Source organism: Campylobacter concisus (assembly GCF_902460665.1).
GTDB classification, from domain to species: Bacteria; Campylobacterota; Campylobacteria; order Campylobacterales; family Campylobacteraceae; genus Campylobacter_A; species Campylobacter_A concisus_AL.
The window spans coordinates 332799-352172 of record NZ_CABPUR010000002.1 but is presented as its reverse complement, the minus strand read 5'-3'; the positions used below and the strand labels follow the sequence as shown (position 1 = coordinate 352172).

Genomic DNA, 19374 nt, shown 5'->3' with positions numbered 1-19374 from the left:
CAAAATTTAATCAATTTTTTTATATAATCCCTATTTTTCACAAAGGCAAAAAGATGGATAAAAGGCAAAAAGATGGATAGAAAATCTTGGAGTTCAAGGCTCACATACATTTTAGCTGTTGCAGGAGCTACGGTCGGCTTTGGTGCGACGTGGCGTTTTCCGTATTTGGTCGGGCAAAACGGCGGTGGTGCTTATGTTTTGATATTTTGCATAGCAATGATTGTTATAGGGATTCCTATGATTTTAGCCGAAAACGCGATCGGCAGACGCCTAAAATGCAACGCTGTGGATGCTTTTGGTGGATCGATAAATGGCAAAAAGATCAGCAAAAAGTGGCAGATCGTTGGCTGGATGGGACTTATTGGTGCATTTGGCATTATGGCTTACTATATGGTTATTGGTGGCTGGGTGTTAAACTATATCGCCCAAATTTCATTTGGCTTGCTTGACCTATCACATGTGGTTAGTTTTGAGGAGACAAGTGTGTTTTATGAACAAAATATCGTAAGTAATCCACTTGCTATAAGCTTTGCGACACTTGTTTTTGTGCTGGTTAATTACGCTATTTTGGTGCAAGGTGCGGTCGGCGGTATCGAGCGATCAGCGAAATTTTTAATGCCACTACTTTTTATTTTAATGCTTATTATGATCGCTAAAAATATCACGCTTGATGGTGCAATAGAGGGCGTAAAATTTTACTTGACACCTAACTTTTCAAAGATAAACTTAAAGCTTTTCGTTGATGTTTTGGGGCAAGTATTTTTTGCACTCTCGCTTGGATTTGGTGTGATGATCACTCTTTCTAGCTTTGTGAAAAAGGATGAGGGTTTGGTTAAAATTTCTATCATTACAGGCATTTTAAATACGGTAATCGCCGTGCTTGCAGGATTTATGATTTTTCCTTCTCTTTTTAGCTATGGTGTATCGCCAGATAGTGGCCCAAGTTTGGTGTTTAAATCACTACCAATTGTTTTTTCTCACATGCCATTTGGTGGTTTTTTCGCGGTTGCATTTTTTACACTATTAATGATCGCTGCACTTACGACATCGCTACCAATATATGAGGTAATAATCACGACACTTCAAGAAAAATTTAAGATAAAACGCAAAAAAGCAATATTTTTAGTCCTTGGCGGTATATTTGTTTTAGGAAATTTACCTTCGTTAATGGCCACAAACATACTAAGTCATGTAAGCATTTTTGGTAAGAATATTTTTGATGCATATGATGCAATAAGCGCAACGATATTTTTTGTATTTACATCATTTGGTTGTGCAATATTCGTAGGCTGGGTGCTAAAAGATGATGCAAAAAAAGAAATTTTGCAAGGTAGTGAAAAACATGCAAAACTAATAAATGTCTGGTTTTGGTATATCAAATTTGTCGTACCGTTTATCATTTTGGTGCTTTTTATCAGCTCGTTTTATGATAATTTTTTAAAATAGGGCGTAAAAATATGTTTTATTTTTTACTCGGTATTTACTTTTTTTACGTTGCCGCAAAGGCGTGGCTGGCAATTTTGCAGATAGACTTTATCCGTGCAGAGGCTAAAAAGCCTGCTGTCGTTTTATCGCAGAGCGAGTACAAAACCGCCGCCGCCGCAGCGATAAGCAATCAAAAATTTGAGATAGCAAGCCTTTTTTATCACGCCGTGATATTTATGATGTGGGCGTGCTGGGGGCTTGGTGCGATATCGGGGCATGCTTATAAAACGGGAGATATAGGTGACAACGTCTTTATGGTTATGGTATTTTTGCTCGTTTCGTCGCTGCTAGAACTGCCGCTAAATATCTACGAAACCTTCGTCAAAGACAAAAAGCTCGGCTTTTCAAACGTAACGCCTAAAATTTTTGCGCTTGATCTGCTTAAAACGCTCGCACTAACGCTAGTGTTTGGCACGCTGTTTGTGTGGCTAGTGCTGCTTTGCATTAGATTTTTGGGCGATTTTTGGTGGCTTTGGGCATTTTTGCTAAGCTTTGCCATCGCGCTTGTTATAAATCTCATCTACCCGACGCTCATCGCGCCAATTTTTAACAAAATGCAGCCGCTAGAAGAGGGCGAGCTAAAAAGCCGTATAGAAGGGCTTTTAGCGCGGTGCGGGTTTAAAAGTAGCGGCGTTTTTACGATAGACGCTAGCAAGCGCGACAACCGCCTAAACGCCTATTTCGGCGGCCTTGGCACGACTAAACGCGTGGTGCTTTTCGACACGCTCGTTAAAAAGCTAAGCTTAGATGAGATAATCGCTGTTTTGGGGCATGAGCTGGGGCATTTTAAGCATAAAGATATCCTAAAAATGATCGCTCTAAGCGCGGTTATGCTTTTTGCGATGTTTTTTATATTTGGCAACATCCCTGACGCGGCGTATCAAGCGCTTGGGCTTCATAGCGGAGGCGGCGGAGTGATCGTGTTTTTGCTGCTTTTTTCGCCGATTTTCGGGTTTTTATTTTCGCCGGTGAGCTCGTATTTTAGCCGCGCGAACGAATTTGGCGCCGATAGATTCGCTGGCGAAATTTCAAACAAAGCCGACATGATAAGCGCGCTAAAAAAACTAGGCAGCGAAAACAAGGCCTTCCCGAAGGCTCATCCGCTCTATGCGTTCGTCTATCACTCGCACCCAAGCCTTTTTGAGCGTATAAACGAGCTGGAAAATGAAAATTGAAGAAGCTCTTAAAGAGGCTAGTTTAAGGTTAAACTCACTTTGCCAAAATCCAAGCAGAGTGGCTAAAATTTTGCTTATGAACTATCTTGATGTAAGTATTGAATGGATATTTTTAAATCAAAAAAGAGAATTTGATGAGAGTGGCTATTTTGCTCTAGTTAAAAGGTATGAAAACTACGAGCCTCTTGAATATATAACTGGTAAAGCTAGCTTTTATGGGCTTGATTTTTACGTGGAAAGTGGAGTGCTTATCCCAAGGCCTGAAACAGAAATTTTAGTGGATAAAGTAATAGAAATTTCACGCGAATATAATGAACCAAAGATCGCAGAAATAGGCACAGGAAGCGGCATTATTAGTATCATGCTAGCTCTAAAAACAAATGCAAATATTGTAGCGACAGACATCAATGAAAAAGCTTTGATGCTTGCTAAAAAAAATGCAGATAAATTTGATGTAGGTGGGAGGATCAAATTTTTAAACTGCTCTTATGTGGATGAAATTTTAGAAGATATTGATATTTTGGTTTCAAATCCGCCATATATTGCAAGAGGCTATAAACTTAGTAAATTTGTACTAAATGAGCCAGAAAGTGCGCTCTTTGGAGGCGAAGTAGGGGATGAAATCTTAAAAGACATTATTCTCATAGCCAAAGATCGTAATATCAAAAACGTTGCTTGTGAGATGGGGTACGATCAAAAAGCAAGTATGCAAAATTTTTTAGAGGCCAATGGTTTTGAGTATAGTTTTTACAAAGATTTGGCTGGCTTTGATAGAGGCTTTTGCGCGAAGTTAAAAATATAAAGGAGAGAATTTGAGAGGAGTTTATTTTTTGCTTTTAGCAGTACTTATAGGAGCTGAGCTAACACTTGGTATCTTGGTGGCGCCAGTCATATTTTTCCCGCAAAACATCATAGGAGATGGCATACTTACGCATTTTATGAGCGGTCAAATGATGACAAAGATATTTTTGAAATTTAATTATATTTTGCTTTTTGTAAGCATAGTTGTAATGATTGGTGAGCTATTTGATCTTAGAAAAAAGCTTATTTTTTCACTAAAATTTAGCATGTTAATGCTTGCTTTTTTAAATTTGGCTTTAGCTTTGAGCTTTGTATTTTTCTTTACGCCTTTTATAGTTTATGCTCAAAATTTGGGGGTCGATGTGACACAGACGGCTGAATTTGCCAAAATGCATAGCGCGAGTGAATATGTGATGAAAATCATGCTTGTTTTACAAATCATTTTATTTTTTGTGAAATTTAAGATTATCCAAAATGAACGCAAAGCCTGATATTCAAGTTTTAACAAATTTTCTAGCTGAATACACGACGGCGATGGTGAGCGCTGGCACCTACACAGCGCGTGTAGAAAAGTGTGTAGATCGCATAGCTAAACACTACGGCTACGATATTAGCGTGACGATTTTCGTGAAGTATTTTACCATTAGCGTGATGGACTCGGCCGACAACTCCCTGCGCCGAACCTACGTTAAAAAGATCCCGATAGGGCAGGTGAGTTTTAACCGTATTTCCGAGCTTTCGTCGCTTAGCTGGCGGATTTTGGATGAAAATTTAAGCCTAGACGAGGCCAAAGAGCAGTTTGAGGGCGTCCTGCGCATCGGGGCGCATAAATTTGCAAGCTCACTTATTTTAATAAGCCTTGCAAATGCGGCGTTTTGCAGGCTTTTTGGCGGCGATGCGGGCTCAGTCGTATGCGTATTTTTCGCGACGCTCGTGGGATATAGCCTTAAATTCGTGCTTGCTAAAATTGGCGTAAATTTAAAAATCCAGTACGTTTTGGTGTCATTCGTCGTCTCTTTTATCGCCTACCTTGGCGTATTTTACGGCTTTACACACACTAGCGACGTGGCGATTGGCTCGTCGATACTCTTTTTGATGCCGGGCGTTTTTCTCATAAACTCGGTCTTTGACATCCTAAACGACAACACGCTTGTAGGCATAAGCAGGGCCGTGAGTACGGGCATCTTGATACTTTGCATCGCGGTTGGTGTCTATATCACGCTCTCGCTTAGCAATGCGGAGATTTTACATGTTTGAGCTTTTGACCGCGACTCTCATAGACGGCGCTTTTGCTGCGGTGGCGGGGCTTGGCTTTGCCTACGCTAGTTCGCCGCCTAAAAGAACTCTCGTATTTTGCGCGCTGCTTGCGGCATTTGCGCACGCTAGCCGCTTTTGGATCATACAGATGGGATTTTTTAACATTAGCGTCGCCACCCTCATCGTCTCTTTTTTAAGCGGGATTTTAGGTATGCTCTTTGCCAAACGGCTCAAAGTGCCGGCTGAAATCATCGCGTTTCCCGCGCTTTTGCCGATGGTGCCGGGAGTCTATGCGTATAAGGGCATTTTGGCGCTGTTTTCGTTTCTAAACGAGCCTGATATCGCTAAGAAAAACGAATACCTAATCATATTTTTCGATAACGCGATCACGACTACGACAGTCTCGCTAGCCCTAGGCGTCGGAGTTTCGGTAGTGCTTATTTTATTTTACGATCAGTCCTTGATGGTTACTCGCGGCGCTAAGTGTGATCTAGCGGCGAGGAAGACGCGCGAGTAATTTTAACTTTCGGCATAGAAATTTTGTATGGCTTTTTGATAGTTTTTATTATTTTTACTAGATATTTTCTCAATTTTGCCGATGTAGCTTAAAACCAAATTTTAAAAGGATTTATGATGTTAAGCGGTATCGGCGGATTTTCTAGTGTCGCTAAAAATTTTCAACTAAATGAAAAACGTAGCATAAAGAGTCAAATCATATATAAAAATGAAATCTCGCAGCCGGATACGGTCGAGCACAAATTTAACGAAGTTTTAGGCTATAAAGTAGGTGCGGACGGATATTTTACGTCCGAATTTAACGAAGCCGCAGGTATCCCAAAGGACTACAAAATCCACTCTGATACCTTAAAATCTCTCGTGAACGTAAATGATAAGGCTATTGCATTTAATAAAATGTTTTCAAAAATCGACATAGCAAAAACCGTCGGTAATGCATATAAAATTCTCTCCCAAGTAGCGGGCGACGAGCTACTAAACTCAAAAGAGAGCTTTACCAAAGAAGACCTTGCCAAATTCCCTCAAGGATACGAGTACGAGAAATCAAGTCTAAAAGTAACTAAAGTAAATAAAAACATCTACGACTATGCGTCGGTACGTAGCGCCTTTGACGATAAGTCTGGAAAAACCAATATGGAAACGCTATTTTTTAATAGTTCATATCATGCGTTAACAACAACGCCGCAATATAAGCCGTCAACCAATATCTTTGATAACAATAACGGCGGCAAAGAGAGCGAAAACGTGAGCGTGTTTATAAATCCTCACGGCGAAAGATACACCAACCCTGACGGTAGTATAACCAAAGGAGGCTTGATAGCAGCCGTAATAAACTCAAATTTAGACGTACGAGAGGGGGAAACTACGGTTTGGGGCAAGATGCAAGATTATGACAAAAGCATAAGCGGTAAAGAATACAGACAAAAGCTGGACGCCTTTATTGATTCGCGCAACATCTACGGCATCAAAGAAAGCGAGCTTGACGGGCTTAGCAAGGATTACCGAGAATATGTACTAACATTTCAAAAAATGCAAGAGTCGCTTTTGCCCGGTAGCACTGCCTTAAGCGGCAACTCTAACATAACTTCCGACGGCAAAGAATCAAAAAGCCTCTTTGAAATAATGCAAGAGGATATGAAAGAGGCGCAAAAACGCCTAGAAAAGCTAACCAGGCAAGAAAAGCGAACGCAAAAGATGCTAGATAAAAACAGAAAATACAACAAAGAGCTAGAGCAAAATACTAGAAAAAATTTAGAAGAACTTTGGGCGATGATGAAATTTAACGCTAAGAGCGTGGATATAAAGGCTTAAAAGGATTAATATGATAAGCGGCATAAACGGATTTAATGCAAACGCAAATTATGATTTTAGTAGCGCTCACGAGCGAAATTTAAAAGCACGCGAGGAAAAAGAGGCGGATATAATGGGTCTTTTAAGAAAAATCAGTAAAATGTGCCTTAATCTAAAAGCCTAAGGAGTGGCTGTGAAAATACGAATCTACTACGAAGATACCGATGCTGGCGGCATAGTCTATCATACAAACTACATTAAATTTTGCGAGCGAGCTAGAAGCGAAGCATTTTTTAAGGCTGGGCTAAATTTCACAAAAGAGGGCGGATACTTTGTAGTTTTGTCGCTTGAGGCTAAATTTATAGCTTCTGCTGTGCTTGGCGATGAAGTATTTGTTAGAACCAAAATTTTAGAGCTTAAAAAAGCTAGTCTTGTTTTGGAACAAGAAATTTATAAATTTGATGATAAAAATGCCGAAAAGCTACTTTTTAGGGCGACGATTACGTTAGCCTTTATGAAAGAAGAGAAGCTTGCTAAGATAAATGACGAGATAAAGAAATTTTTGGAGAATTCTAAATTTTAGATCGTGGCTAAATTAAAAATTTAACTTTAGCCACTTTGTGCTTTTACATTGAGCTATTTTGATCGAGCAAAATTTCTTGATTTGCTTCGTCAAAGTAGTCGCCTTTTGCGTTATAAATTTTAACTCCATATAAGACTTGAGAGTTTTCAACCCTTTCGGTAAAAATTCTATCAGCACTTTTATCTATAAAATTTGTGTATATGTACTCGGCACCAAAAGCGCTTGAATAGCCGATTTGCGAATATCTAAAATCTACATCAAAAAGATCACCAAGTCCCAAAAATAAGTCGTTAACAGGACTTAGTGAGTTTGCGATGAAAAGATTTTGTCTATCTCTTTGCGCGATGGCATTAAAAATATTTGGTAAAAAATTTATCTGTGTGCTTAAAAGTGCGTATGGTTTTATCTCAAAGCCCCTCATCTGCGTTGCTACAAGAGAAGCTTTGACGATTGGGATGTTTAAAAATATACTTGCGTCATCAAATTTGGATTTTTTACTTAAAGTGTCATTTAAATTTATATCTTTGCCTACGATAGAGGCTTCATGATAATCGCTACTTTGCATGCGGACATATTCATTTAGCTTTTGTCCTAATGAACTACCATCGTCAAATGCAACTATTTTTTCGTTCGAGTAAGCTAGCAAAGCTGAAATTTGCTCTTTATAATCAATGCCACCAAAGATCAAATTTGGCTTTGGATTTATGATAAAGGAGCTATGAACGCTTGGAATGTAGATAAGCTCATTTGATAGAACTAGCGAATTTATAATGTTTGCACCATTTGATGTAAGGGCTGCGATAAAATAATTAAAGCCTTGGGCCCTAGCCGTTTGCATAGCATTTGTAAGACTTTGTGGGCTTTCATCGTTGCTATTTATAAATTTGATCTCGATATCTGCGTCTTGCTTTAAGACATAGCTCAAGACCGCATTTGATACAACATTTGCATAAGATTTTATAATCTTTTGTGGAATGATTACAGCGATTTTGCCGCTTTTATTAACTTTTAAAATAGCTTCACCACCAAGAGAGATATAAAGCTCTAAAAGAGCGTTATCGTCTATTTTTGTTGGTTCAAATCTCGCCATAAAACTAGCCAGTAAATCAGCCTTGATAAGCTCATTTAAGCAGGCATTATCACAAAATTCTGGTTCTAAATTTATATAAGTAATCTTTGCTGGAGGTATGCTTGATATACTTTGGTTTTTTGTAACATTACTCTCAAAATTTATCTCATCTTGCGATGCAAAAATAGTCGAAAAAATGGCTAAAAAAAGTAAAATTTTTCTCATATCACTCCTTTGATCTTTCTTAAATCATCTATAAAAATATTTTCAAAACTAGGATTTTTGCTGATCCACTCTGGCGAAAACGTTGGCAAAATAAGGCTATTTTCATTTTTTAAAATACTACCTCTTATGCTTGAAAATCCACCTTTTAACAATAAATTTGGGTATAAATGCATAAAAGCTTTCTCTCCTAAAGTCACAATTATCTTTGGCTTTATCAGCCTAATCTCTTCAAACAAATAAGGACGACAAAGCTCAATAGAACGGCTTAAAATCGGACTTTTATCATCACTTTGTGAAATTTCACACCGAAGTAGAGAACTTATATAAATTTCTTTTATATCTAAATTTAAACTATTTTTTATGGCATTTTCTAAAAATTTTTTACTGTTATTTTCATAAGAATCACTTTTTTTAGAAAATAATATAAACATAATTTTGCTATTTTCATTACCGATGCCAGCTGTTACGCCTTTTGAGCTATTTCGCAAAGAGCAAAGAGAACATTTTTTTACTTCGCGGTTTAGCTCATCAATATTGTTGTAATCATGATAATTGCTTAGACTAAGAAAATTCTTATCAATAAACTTATAGCCAATTAGTTTTAAGAAAAATAATTTTTTTAAAAGCCTATTATCTTTATTAAAATTCATTTTTGGATTATAACTTGATTTGCTTAAAGTTTGAGTTGTGGCTTTTTAAGCTAAGTTATTCAAAGGAATTTAAGTATTGCTTTGATAAAATCCCACTTTTTATATTAACTTTAAGGATAGAAATGAAAAGGACTTATCAACCTCATAAAACCCCTAAAAAACGCACTCATGGCTTTCGCTTAAGAATGAAAACTAAAAATGGCCGAAAGGTAATAAACGCTAGACGTGCCAAAGGTAGAAAAAGATTGGCTGCTTAGCTGGTTTTGAGTCGTTAAGCGGCTCAAAAGAATTCTCTCAAGTTTATAAAGAGGCTAGCAAGTGGCATTGTGATGCTTGCATTATTTTTTATAAACCAACAAATGAAAAAAAAATAGCAGTAGTTGCTAGTAAAAAAGTAGGAAAAGCGGTAGTTAGAAATAGAGCTAAAAGACTTTTGAGAGCCGCTTTTTTTAACATTTCTAGTGAATTAAAAGATGGCACATATATTATGATCGCAAAAAATGGAATTACAGAAATTTCATTTGAAAAAATTTGTAAAAATTTAAGTTGGTCTACAAAAAAAATGGGATGTTTAAAATGAAAAAAATTGCGATTAAAGCTATCGCTTTTTATCAAAAATATATTTCCATACTTCTACCAAAAAGCTGTCGCTATTATCCGACTTGTTCACAATACGCGATTTGGGAATTTCAAACAAATAGTTTTTTTTCTGCTTTTTTTGCAACATTTATGCGAATTTTAAGATGCAATCAACTTTTCGAAGGCGGTATCAATTACCCAATCATCTACAAAAAATTTAACTTATGTTTTATATCTCAAAAAAGTGATACCAAAAATGTAAATTTTTGGTTTGTCCCTTGTCGGAATAGTAAATTTTATGTCGTAAAAGTATTAGATAAATTAAAGGAAAAAAATTAAAATGGAACAGATGTCTATGCAAAAAAGGTTGCTTCTTGCAGCGCTTTTATCTATTGTTTTTTTTATAGTGTATGATTTTTTTATGCCAAAAAGAGTGGTGCCTGAGCAAAACCAAACTACAATGTCTCGAGCAATAGATCAAAATAAAGCTCCAAATACAAATCAAAATACACCAAAATCAAATGAAAATTTAGCTTCAAATGAGATAATCGCTACTATCAAAGGTCAAAGCTACGAAGCAAAGGTAGATAAGCTAGGGAGAATTTCAAAATTCTATTTAACCGAAGATAAGTATAAAACAGAAGATGGCAACAAAATCGAGCTTGTTTCGCAAAATCCATTGCCACTTGAGCTTAGATTTAACGATAGTACGCTAAATGCCGATGCTTTTAAGGTTGCATATAGTAGTGACGCTAGCGAGATAGATGCTAGCAGTGAGCCTAAAATGATAAAACTTACTCAAAATTTAGATGGAGTTACAGTCACAAAAAATATCAAATTTTACCCAAATGGTAGATATGAAGTTGAAGTAAATTTAAGTAAAAATGTTGATTATTTCATCACTCCTGGCTTTAGGCCAAACATCGCAGTAGATAGCTATACAGTTCACGGCGTGATGCTTAGAAACACGGATGATAGCCTAAACATCATAGAAGATGGTGACGCTAAAGAGGTTAAAAACTATGCAAATACTACAATAGCAGCCGCATCTGATAGATACTATACAACGCTATTTTACTCATTTGAAAAGCCATTTGAAGTAGCCGTAGATAAAGATTCTAACAACAATCCTATTCTTTTTGTAAAGGCAAATGATAATTTAAAATTAGGTGCATATATCGGACCAAAAGAGCATAAAATTTTAAGTTCGATGGATGAGAGACTAAACGACGTTATTGAGTATGGTTGGTTTACATTTATAGCAAAACCGATGTTTGCATTTTTAAATTTCTTGCATAACTATATTGGCAACTGGGGCTGGGCTATAGTTGTGCTAACACTTGTTATAAGGATAGTTTTATTCCCACTTACATATAAGGGTATGTTATCTATGAATAAGCTTAAAGAGCTTGCTCCAAAGGTAAAAGAACTTCAAGTAAAATACAAAGACGACAAGCAAAAAATGCAAGTTCATATGATGGAGCTTTATAAAAAGCATGGCGCAAATCCAATGGGTGGATGCTTGCCGATCTTGCTTCAGATTCCGGTATTTTTTGCAATCTACCGCGTCTTACTAAATGCGATCGAGCTAAAAGGTGCTCCTTGGATACTTTGGATACACGATCTTTCAGTAATGGATCCATATTTTGTATTACCTATTTTGATGGGTCTAACGATGTTTTTACAGCAGAAGCTTACACCAACGACATTTACTGATCCTATGCAAGAAAAGGTGATGAAATTTTTACCTCTTATATTTACATTTTTCTTCGTGACATTCCCAGCCGGTCTTACACTTTACTGGTTTGTAAATAACGTTTGCTCGGTTGTTCAGCAAGTATTTGTAAATAAACTTTTTGAAAAACATAAAAAAGCTGCGGAGGTAAAGGCTTAATGAAAATAGAAGCAAATACCCTTCAAGAGGCATTTCAAAAAGCAGCCGAGCAGCTTAACTGCTCAGTAACTCAGCTTGATATAAAAGTTTTACAGCATCCAAGTAGTGGTTTTTTGGGATTTTTTAAAAGAAGTGCGATCATTGAAGCAAATTTAGAAAATCAACCAAAGCCACAACACAAGCCAAAAAATGATAAAAATTTTGTTAAAAAAAATGATGAGAACGAGGCTATAAAAGAAGATAAAAAGCAAGCTAAAAAACACGATCATAGTGATAAAAAGCGAGGTCCTAAAAAACATAGAGATGAAAAAAGTGAAACTAAATTTGAGCAAAAAGGGCATAAAAATGAAAAGTCGAATTTAAGTGAAAAAAATGAAGCTCTAGCCAAAGATGCGTTTGCTCAAAAGAGTGAAGAAGAAGCTGAACCAGGATATGTGATAAAGAGACTTGATGAGCCAAAAGAAACAAAGGAGCCACAAGTTAGCAAAAATGCTCCTAAAAATATTTTGGATAATTCTATTATTGAAAATTTTAATCAAACTGATGAAGATAGTGCGGCTCAAGCTTTACAAAAAGAAAAAAAAGAAAAAGCAACAATCGACTTTGATAAAATTTTACCTGAGATCAAAGAGGGCATGAACCGTCTTTTTAAGGCAAGTTGTTTTGATATTAGTAAAATTGAAGTTAGCAAATTTGACGATGAAACGGTACTTATAGAGCTTGATGGAGCTGATGCGGCTCTACTTATAGGCAAAGAAGGTTATAGGTATAAAGCGATATCTTATATGCTTTATAACTGGCTAAACTCAAAATACAACCTTGCTATCCGCCTTGAAATCGCGCAATTTTTGCAAAATCAAGAAGCGATGATGGATCAGTATCTAAATGGCGTGATCGAGCGTGTGCAAAATAGTGGCAGAGCTCAAACAAAGCCACTTGACGGGGTTTTGGTCAAGATCGCACTTGAGAAGCTTCGCGAGAAATTCCCAGATAAATATGTCGGCATAAAAAGCGGCAATGACGGCAAATTTGTCGTCGTAAATGACTTTTTCAAAAAATGAGTGAAACCATTGCAGCCCTTGCCACAGCTTATGGCATCGGCTCAGTTTCTATCGTAAGGCTTAACGGCAAGGACGCCCTGGCCACCTCTTTAAAACTGCTTAAACTTTCAAATTTAGAGCCAAGATACGCAAAACTAGCCAAAATTTACTCCCTTGATGATGAAATTTTAGACGAGGGCATCGTTATATATTTTAAGGCTCCTGCAAGCTTTACTGGCGAGGATATCGTCGAGTTTCAAACTCATGGCGGCGTGATGGTGAGTGAGAGAATTTTAAATGAGCTAATAAGAGCTGGTGCTAGGCTTGCTATGCCGGGCGAGTTTAGCAAGCGAGCGTTTTTAAATGGCAAGATGGATCTAGCTAAGGCCGAGGCTATGCAAGGGCTCATCACTTCAAAAAGCGAGATCGCTGCTAAAATTTTGACCCGCCAGATGCAAGGCGATCTTAGTAAATTTGTAGGCGAGATCAGGGGCGAAGTGGTCAAAACTCTTGCCTTTGTTGAGACGTTGATTGATTATGCTGATGATGATTTGCCTGCAAATTTACTAGAGCAGACTAAGCAGATGCTTTTAAAAAATAGCGAGAAGCTAGAGCGCATAGCAACTCTTAGCGAGCAAAGAAGAGGACTGATAGATGGCTTTAAGATCGCTATCGTTGGTAAGCCAAATGTTGGTAAAAGCTCCATTTTAAACTCGTTTTTGGCATACGAGAGAGCGATCGTTAGCGACGAGGCGGGCACGACCAGAGATAGGATAGAAGAAAATTTCAAGATCGGCTCACATCTAGTTCGCATAATAGATACCGCTGGCATCAGAAAAGATGCTGGAAGGATCGAGCAAATCGGCATAAACTACTCGATTTCTGCAATAAATGAAGCTGACATCATCCTAGCTATCTTTGATGGCTCAAATATAAGCGACGAGCAAGACAAAGAGATAATTAGGCTCGTTTCTAACTCAAGTAAAAAAGTCTTTTTTATCCTAAACAAAAGCGATCTGGCGTTTAAATTTGATATGGAGCTAGAGGGTGCTATCAAAATTTCAGCAAAAAATGATACGAGTACAGTTTTAAAAGAGCTTGAGGAATATCTCAAGACGCAAGATACTGATGAGATCATGCTAAGCTCAAACCGCCAAATTTTAAGCTGCAAAGAGGCGAGCGAGGCTTTAAAAAGAGCGTTTTTGAGACTCAGCGAAGAGGAGCTAGAAATTTTTGCTTATGAGCTAAATAGTGCGATAAAGGCGCTTGCAAGCATCACAAAGCCATTTGAAAGAAGTGAAATTTTAGATGAGATGTTTAGCCATTTTTGTTTAGGAAAATGATAGTTTTTTTGGTTAAAATTTTCATTTTTTAAGGAGATACGATGAAAATTTTACTTATAAATGGTGGTAAAAAATTTGCCCACTTAGATGGTAGACTAAATCAAACACTTCACGATATTGCGTGCGAGAAGCTCGCAAAAATGGGTCATGAGATAAAGCAAACTACAATATATCAAGGCTATGATATCGAGGCTGAAGTTGAGAAATTTCTCTGGATGGACGCCGTAGTTTGGCAGATGCCAGCTTGGTGGATGGGTTAGCCTTGGATAGTGAAAAAATATATCGACGAGGTCTTTACCGCAGGTCATGGCAAGCTTTATACGAGTGATGGCAGGCACAGGGCCGATCCAACTAAAAACTACGGTAAGGGCGGCTTACTAAATGAAAAGAAATTTATGCTAAGTCTTACTTGGAATGCTCCAGCCGAGGCATTTAGCGATCCAAATGAGTTTTTTGATGCACGCGGCGTTAATGGGGTTTACTTTCATTTTAGAAAGGCAAATGAGTTTTTGGGCATGAAGCCACTTCCATATTTTGTCTGCTACGATGTTATCAAGATGCCAGATGTGTCAAGATACCTAAAAGAGTACGAAGCACATCTTGAAAAAGTTTTTAAAAATACGAAATAGAAATTTAAAATAGAAACAAAACTGCAAATATGAATAAAAGTGGCAATAAAATAGCTACGAGCTAGGTTTGAAAATTTTGCCGCTTTTTATTGCTATGCTAGTTAAAATAAAACACTGGCATAAATTTTAAAATGCTAATATAAAAAGGCCTTATCAAAGTAGGCAAAATTCTCTCAATAATGCTTTATTCTGCTAAAATTCAAAAGGCTTTTTAGTAACTTTTTATAAGCAAGATTGTAAAATGGCTTAAAATTCTTAAAAGGTTACATCAATGGATAAAGCTACCATACAAGCACATAAAATCAGCGACGAAGAATATGAGGAGATCTTAAAAATTTTAGGCCGTGAGCCAAATTTACTAGAGCTTGGCATATTTTCAGCGATGTGGAGCGAGCACTGCAGCTACAAATCAAGCAAAAAATACCTAAACGGCTTTCCGACAAAGGCACCTTGGGTCATTCAAGGGCCTGGTGAAAATGCTGGTGTCATCGACGTTGGCGATGGGATCGCAGCTGTGTTTAAAATGGAAAGTCACAATCATCCAAGCTTTATCGAGCCGTTTCAGGGCGCTGCAACTGGCGTTGGTGGAATTTTAAGAGATGTCTTTACGATGGGCGCAAGAGTTGTTGCGAATATGAACTCGCTTCGTTTTGGTGAGATAAGAGGCGATGGCGAGCTAGCCAAAAAGCATAGATATCTACTAAAAGGAAGTGTCGCTGGCATAGGACACTATGGCAACTGCATGGGCATCCCAACGATCGGTGGCGAAACCACATTTGATCCTAGCTTTAATGGCAATATCCTAATCAACGCCTTTGCGCTTGGCCTTTGCAAAAGTGATGAAATTTTCTATGGTAAGGCTGAAGGTGTGGGCAATCCAGTCATTTACGTGGGCTCAAAGACCGGTAGAGACGGACTTGGAGGTGCTGTGATGGCGAGTGATAGCTTTAACGACGAAAACAAATCACTTCGCCCAACGGTGCAAGTGGGCGACCCATTTGCCGAAAAGCTGCTTATGGAGGCGTGCTTAGAGCTCTTTAAAAAAGACTACATCATCGGCATCCAAGATATGGGTGCAGCAGGGCTTACAAGTTCTAGCTTTGAGATGGCTGGCAGAAGTGGCAGCGGTATGAAGATGTATCTAGACCGCGTGCCGATGCGCGAAGTTGGCATGACGCCTTATGAGCTGATGCTAAGCGAGTCTCAAGAGCGTATGCTAATATGTGCCAAAAAGGGCTATGAGCAAAAGGTGCTTGAAATTTTTAGGAAGTGGGATCTTGACGCTGAGATCATCGGCGAGGTCACAAGTAGCGGCGTGATGCAGCTTTACTGGCATGGTGAGCTTGCAGGCGAAATCCCTATCGGCCCACTTAGCGAGGCAGCTCCGGTGCTTGATCGCCCAGTTGCACGTCCAAAATACCTTGATGAGATAGCAAATTTAGAAATTCCAAATAATGTTGATAATAAAACCGCATTTTTCAAGCTTTTAAAAGAGCCAGAAGTACTAAATAAAAGCTTTATCTATGATCAATATGACGCAAATATCCAAACAAACACGATAAAACAGCCAGGTCACTTAGGCGCTGCAAGTATCAGAGTAAAAGGCACTAAAAAAGCCGTCTCTATGGCTGCGCAGTGCGATCCTAGAGCAAATTTCGTTGATCCTAAAATTGGCGCTGCAAGAGCCGTCGCGGCAGCTGGCAGAAAAGTAGCGATGAGCGGCGCTGTGCCACTTGCGATCACTGACTGCCTAAACTACGGCAATCCACAAAATCCAGAGGTAATGTGGCAGTTTAAAGAGGGCTGCGAGGGCATAAAAGAGGCTTGCCGCGAGCTAAATACACCAGTTGTTAGCGGCAACGTGAGCCTTTATAACGATACTGACGGTGTGAGCGTCTATCCGACACCAGCCATCGTCACAGTTGGCGTCAATGAAGATGCAAATTTAAACCTAAAAAGCACATTTTTAAGCGAGGGCAGGGCGATCTATCTGCTTGGTAAGACAAGTGGAGAATTTGCAGCTTCACTTTATGCAAAAGCACTATTTGATGTGGTTGGCGGAAAGCTAAAAGAGGTTGATTATAAAGCTGAGCGAGCTCTTTGGGATCTAATAATCGAAGCAAATAAAGAGCAAATTTTAGAATTTGCAAATAGCGTAGGCGTAGGCGGTCTTGCTATCACGCTGGCAAAAATGGCTAGCATATCAAACATAGGCGTAAACTGCGAGGTGAAATTTAAAGAGCCAAATTTCATCTTTGATGAAAGCTTTTCAAGAGTAGTCGTAGGAGTGAAAGACGAGGCTAAATTTGAAGCGCTTGCGGCTAAATTTGGTGTGAAATTTGAAAAGATCGGCGTTAGTGGTGGCAGAAGATTTAAACTAAATGATATCGATGAGAGTGTGGATGAGATAAGAGAAATTTATCTAAATGAGTTTGCAAAAATCGTTAGAAAAGAGGATTAAGAAATGGCTTTAAAAAAGAGCAAGGTTGCTGAGGCTGAAAATGAGCAAAAGGAAACAGAGCAAGTTGAAAAGCGGGGTGTAGCAAAACCGCCAGTGCTTTTTAGTAAGACACAAAATTTAATAAAATCGATCGAAAAAAGACTAAACGCTACCTTGATAACTTACTATAATTCAAATGCTGGTAGCGTTTGCGGCAATGACGCAAGTGCTATGTATGAAATTTTAAAGGGTAAAAAGATAGATACTGCTTATCTTTTTATAAAAAGTGACGGCGGAAGTGGTATCGCCGCTCTTAGGATCATCACCACACTTAGAAATTACTGCAAAAATTTAATAGCTCTAATACCTGCAAACTGCGCCTCAGCTGCTACCATGATGGCACTTGGCGCAAATGAGATTGTCATGGGCCCACTTGCCTATCTAACACCTGTTGATACCTCACTCAAACACGAGCTTAGCCCGACAAACAAAGGCAATGAGCTTGTGAGCGTTTCGATGGACGAACTTAGTCGTGTGGTCAAGCTTTGGAAAGAGCAAGATAAAGATAGGCCAAACGACACAAACCCTTATAATTCGCTTTATGAGTATATTCATCCGCTAGTCTTTGGTGCGGTTGACCGTGCTAGCTCGCTATCGCTTAAGATTTGCACCGAGCTTCTTAGGTATCACATCGATGATGATAAAAAGATCGCAGAAATTTCTGAAAGGCTAAATGGCGACTATCCAGCTCATGAATATCCAATCCTTTTTAGAGAGGCGCACGAGATCGGCCTTCATGTAAAAAAGATGGATGATGATCTAAATGAAATGCTTCAAGAGTTAACGCTACTTTACTCTGAGATGGGTCAGCGAGCTTTTACCGACTACGATGAAAATAGCTACCACGATAACAATATCGCAAACATCATCGAAACAAATGGCAAGCAAATTTACTATCAGATAGATAAAGACTGGTTCTACCGCCCTGAAGAGCGTCGCTGGAATGTGATGAATGACGAGAGCTCTTGGCGTAAAAATGAGTTAGTAAATGGCAAAATAAAAAATACCATCTATCACTTGTGGTAATATGTCTGGAGTCCTGTTTTTACTGATATTAGGCGGTGCGATATTTCTCTTTATGAATGTCCAAATAGGTAGTAACCGCAAGAAACAAGCAGATGTAGATGAGGCTAAATTTCTAGTCTCACTGCTTGCAAAAGTAGCTAAAAGTGACGGCAGAGTTAGCGAGCTAGAGGCTAGGCTGATCACTCAAGTGCTAGATGATCTAAGCCAGAAAGTTAGCGGCGTTAGCGGTGTGCGTGAGTATCTAAAAGAGGTTTATAAGAGCCAAAAAGAAAATGTAGATAACGCCTACGAAACCGCTAGAAACTACAAGAGTGCTTTTAATCTAAACTACGATATATGCGTCGCTAGGCTCACATTTTTTCTAAATTTAGCCTACATCGATGGAGAATTTAACAAAAGTGAGCAAGATGTTATAAGAAATATCGCTTATGGATTTGGCATTGATAAAGAAACGCTTGATGAGATTATTTCAAAATTTGATAGCTTTTATGGCTCAAAATTTGAGGCAAATACTGATAAAGTAGTCCAAGAAAAAGATGCGTTTGAGATTCTAGGACTTAGTAAAAATGCAAGTCTTGAAGAGGTAAAAGCTCGTTACAAAGAGCTTGTAAGGCAGTATCATCCCGACATTTTAATGGGTAGGGGTGAGAGTAAAGAGGTGATAGAGCGCTCAACTAAAAAGCTTCAGGAGATAAACGAGGCTTATGGGCGATTAAAAGAGAAATTTGGAGTTTAGATGAAGAAATTTATTATTTTGCTGCTAGCAGTGGCTGGCTTTTGTAATGATTTTAAAGTGGTAAATATCGATGGAAAAGAGATAAAATTTAAGCTTACGCAAAGCGAGCTTTATCAAGATAAAAGATTAGTCATCAGCAACTACGATGTTAAAGATAGCAATGTGAGCATAATATTTGTCGACAAAGATGGCAACAAGAGCGACATTATGTCAGTTCAAGTAAAAAAATTAAATGAAATTAGTGAGTATATCTTTTCGTATGATCGCGGCATAAAGGTGATGAAATTTAGCTCGAAAAAGCCGATATGCGAGGCACTTGAGAAAGAGGAACCTGTAAATTTAAGCGTATTAGATGCGAGATATTTTGATGGCAATCAAATTTCAAGCTATGCCTTTAGCGTTGATATTGTTGGTCAAAAGCGTGAAAACTTTGTAGAGAGAAAAGACTATTATATAGATGCAGCTGCAAATGTTATAGTTACGCTAGAAGCCTTATCGATAAAGAATATCGCAAAGGATATAAAAATGGGGCAGCTTCTGCTTGTAAAAGGTATGTGTTTAACAAAAAGATAAAAA

21 protein-coding genes and 1 pseudogene are annotated in these 19374 nt (G+C 38.2%); 20 read left to right on the top strand and 2 right to left on the bottom strand.

Translation table 11 applies throughout. The features are described 5' to 3' along the window. Positions 1–72: 72 nt before the first annotated feature. The 9 genes from F3G66_RS05095 to F3G66_RS05060 all read left to right on the top strand — a co-directional run bounded on the left by F3G66_RS05095 (position 73) and on the right by F3G66_RS05060 (position 7107). Entirely contained in the window at positions 73–1446 is a 1374-nt protein-coding gene (locus F3G66_RS05095; RefSeq protein WP_149707364.1) for a sodium-dependent transporter, read from the top strand. 11 nt (positions 1447–1457) lie between these two features. Continuing rightward, complete coding sequence (locus tag F3G66_RS05090; protein ID WP_149707363.1) at positions 1458–2660, top strand: M48 family metallopeptidase; 1203 nt, start codon at positions 1458–1460, stop codon at positions 2658–2660. Further along, the gene (prmC, locus tag F3G66_RS05085; RefSeq protein ID WP_149707362.1) at positions 2650–3462 is read left to right on the top strand and encodes a peptide chain release factor N(5)-glutamine methyltransferase; all 813 of its coding nucleotides are present in this window, start codon (positions 2650–2652) and stop codon (positions 3460–3462) included. The genes F3G66_RS05090 and prmC overlap by 11 nt, the downstream gene beginning before the upstream one ends. A gap of 10 nt (positions 3463–3472) precedes the next feature. Continuing rightward, positions 3473–3952, top strand: a complete 480-nt coding sequence (locus F3G66_RS05080; RefSeq protein WP_149707361.1) for a DUF4149 domain-containing protein — start codon at positions 3473–3475, stop codon at positions 3950–3952. Next, the gene (locus tag F3G66_RS05075; protein WP_149707360.1) at positions 3936–4718 is read left to right on the top strand and encodes a threonine/serine exporter family protein; all 783 of its coding nucleotides are present in this window, start codon (positions 3936–3938) and stop codon (positions 4716–4718) included. Before F3G66_RS05080 ends, F3G66_RS05075 begins: the two co-directional genes overlap by 17 nt. Next, entirely contained in the window at positions 4711–5235 is a 525-nt protein-coding gene (locus F3G66_RS05070; RefSeq protein WP_149707359.1) for a threonine/serine exporter family protein, read from the top strand. The genes F3G66_RS05075 and F3G66_RS05070 overlap by 8 nt, the downstream gene beginning before the upstream one ends. A gap of 116 nt (positions 5236–5351) precedes the next feature. Continuing rightward, the gene (locus F3G66_RS05065; RefSeq protein ID WP_149707358.1) at positions 5352–6545 is read left to right on the top strand and encodes a Cj0814 family flagellar-dependent secreted protein; all 1194 of its coding nucleotides are present in this window, start codon (positions 5352–5354) and stop codon (positions 6543–6545) included. Between the two features lie 10 nt (positions 6546–6555). After that, complete coding sequence (locus F3G66_RS09435; RefSeq protein WP_188115843.1) at positions 6556–6708, top strand: hypothetical protein; 153 nt, start codon at positions 6556–6558, stop codon at positions 6706–6708. 9 nt (positions 6709–6717) lie between these two features. Then, entirely contained in the window at positions 6718–7107 is a 390-nt protein-coding gene (locus F3G66_RS05060) for a YbgC/FadM family acyl-CoA thioesterase (RefSeq protein WP_149707357.1), read from the top strand. A 43-nt stretch (positions 7108–7150) separates the two neighbouring features. Here the strand turns inward: F3G66_RS05060 and F3G66_RS05055 are convergent, their stop codons facing one another. Together F3G66_RS05055 and F3G66_RS05050 are read right to left on the bottom strand one after the other, a co-directional pair. Continuing rightward, complete coding sequence (locus F3G66_RS05055) at positions 7151–8401, bottom strand: hypothetical protein (RefSeq protein WP_149707356.1); 1251 nt, start codon at positions 8399–8401, stop codon at positions 7151–7153. Then, entirely contained in the window at positions 8398–9051 is a 654-nt protein-coding gene (locus F3G66_RS05050) for a uracil-DNA glycosylase family protein (protein ID WP_149707355.1), read from the bottom strand. Before F3G66_RS05050 ends, F3G66_RS05055 begins: the two co-directional genes overlap by 4 nt. 122 nt (positions 9052–9173) lie before the next feature. Here F3G66_RS05050 and rpmH point away from each other — a divergent pair, with 122 nt between their 5' ends. The 11 genes and pseudogenes from rpmH to F3G66_RS04995 all read left to right on the top strand — a co-directional run bounded on the left by rpmH (position 9174) and on the right by F3G66_RS04995 (position 19371). Then, entirely contained in the window at positions 9174–9308 is a 135-nt protein-coding gene (gene rpmH / locus F3G66_RS05045) for a 50S ribosomal protein L34 (protein ID WP_002940373.1), read from the top strand. Further along, complete coding sequence (rnpA, locus tag F3G66_RS05040; protein WP_080658720.1) at positions 9296–9631, top strand: ribonuclease P protein component; 336 nt, start codon at positions 9296–9298, stop codon at positions 9629–9631. Before rpmH ends, rnpA begins: the two co-directional genes overlap by 13 nt. Beyond that, a complete protein-coding gene (gene yidD / locus F3G66_RS05035; RefSeq protein ID WP_149707354.1) occupies positions 9628–9969 on the top strand; it encodes a membrane protein insertion efficiency factor YidD in 342 nt (113 codons plus the stop codon). Before rnpA ends, yidD begins: the two co-directional genes overlap by 4 nt. 1 nt (position 9970) lies before the next feature. Next, complete coding sequence (gene yidC / locus F3G66_RS05030) at positions 9971–11524, top strand: membrane protein insertase YidC (RefSeq protein WP_149707353.1); 1554 nt, start codon at positions 9971–9973, stop codon at positions 11522–11524. Continuing rightward, a complete protein-coding gene (locus tag F3G66_RS05025; protein ID WP_149707352.1) occupies positions 11524–12585 on the top strand; it encodes a Jag N-terminal domain-containing protein in 1062 nt (353 codons plus the stop codon). Before yidC ends, F3G66_RS05025 begins: the two co-directional genes overlap by 1 nt. Continuing rightward, on the top strand, positions 12582–13907 hold the full coding sequence (gene mnmE, locus F3G66_RS05020) for a tRNA uridine-5-carboxymethylaminomethyl(34) synthesis GTPase MnmE (protein ID WP_149707351.1): 1326 nt from the start codon (positions 12582–12584) through the stop codon (positions 13905–13907). The genes F3G66_RS05025 and mnmE overlap by 4 nt, the downstream gene beginning before the upstream one ends. A gap of 41 nt (positions 13908–13948) precedes the next feature. Then, positions 13949–14536: pseudogene (locus F3G66_RS05015) on the top strand (NAD(P)H-dependent oxidoreductase). A gap of 271 nt (positions 14537–14807) precedes the next feature. After that, positions 14808–16997 carry a phosphoribosylformylglycinamidine synthase subunit PurL gene (gene purL / locus F3G66_RS05010; RefSeq protein ID WP_149707350.1) on the top strand — a complete coding sequence of 730 codons (2190 nt, stop codon included), beginning with the start codon at positions 14808–14810 and terminating at the stop codon, positions 16995–16997. A gap of 3 nt (positions 16998–17000) precedes the next feature. Next, entirely contained in the window at positions 17001–18062 is a 1062-nt protein-coding gene (locus F3G66_RS05005) for an SDH family Clp fold serine proteinase (RefSeq protein WP_021090859.1), read from the top strand. 1 nt (position 18063) lies between these two features. Continuing rightward, positions 18064–18798: a TerB family tellurite resistance protein gene (locus F3G66_RS05000; RefSeq protein ID WP_149707349.1), complete on the top strand. Its 735-nt coding sequence runs from the start codon at positions 18064–18066 to the stop codon at positions 18796–18798. Then, on the top strand, positions 18799–19371 hold the full coding sequence (locus tag F3G66_RS04995; RefSeq protein WP_149707348.1) for a hypothetical protein: 573 nt from the start codon (positions 18799–18801) through the stop codon (positions 19369–19371). Positions 19372–19374 lie beyond the last annotated feature (3 nt).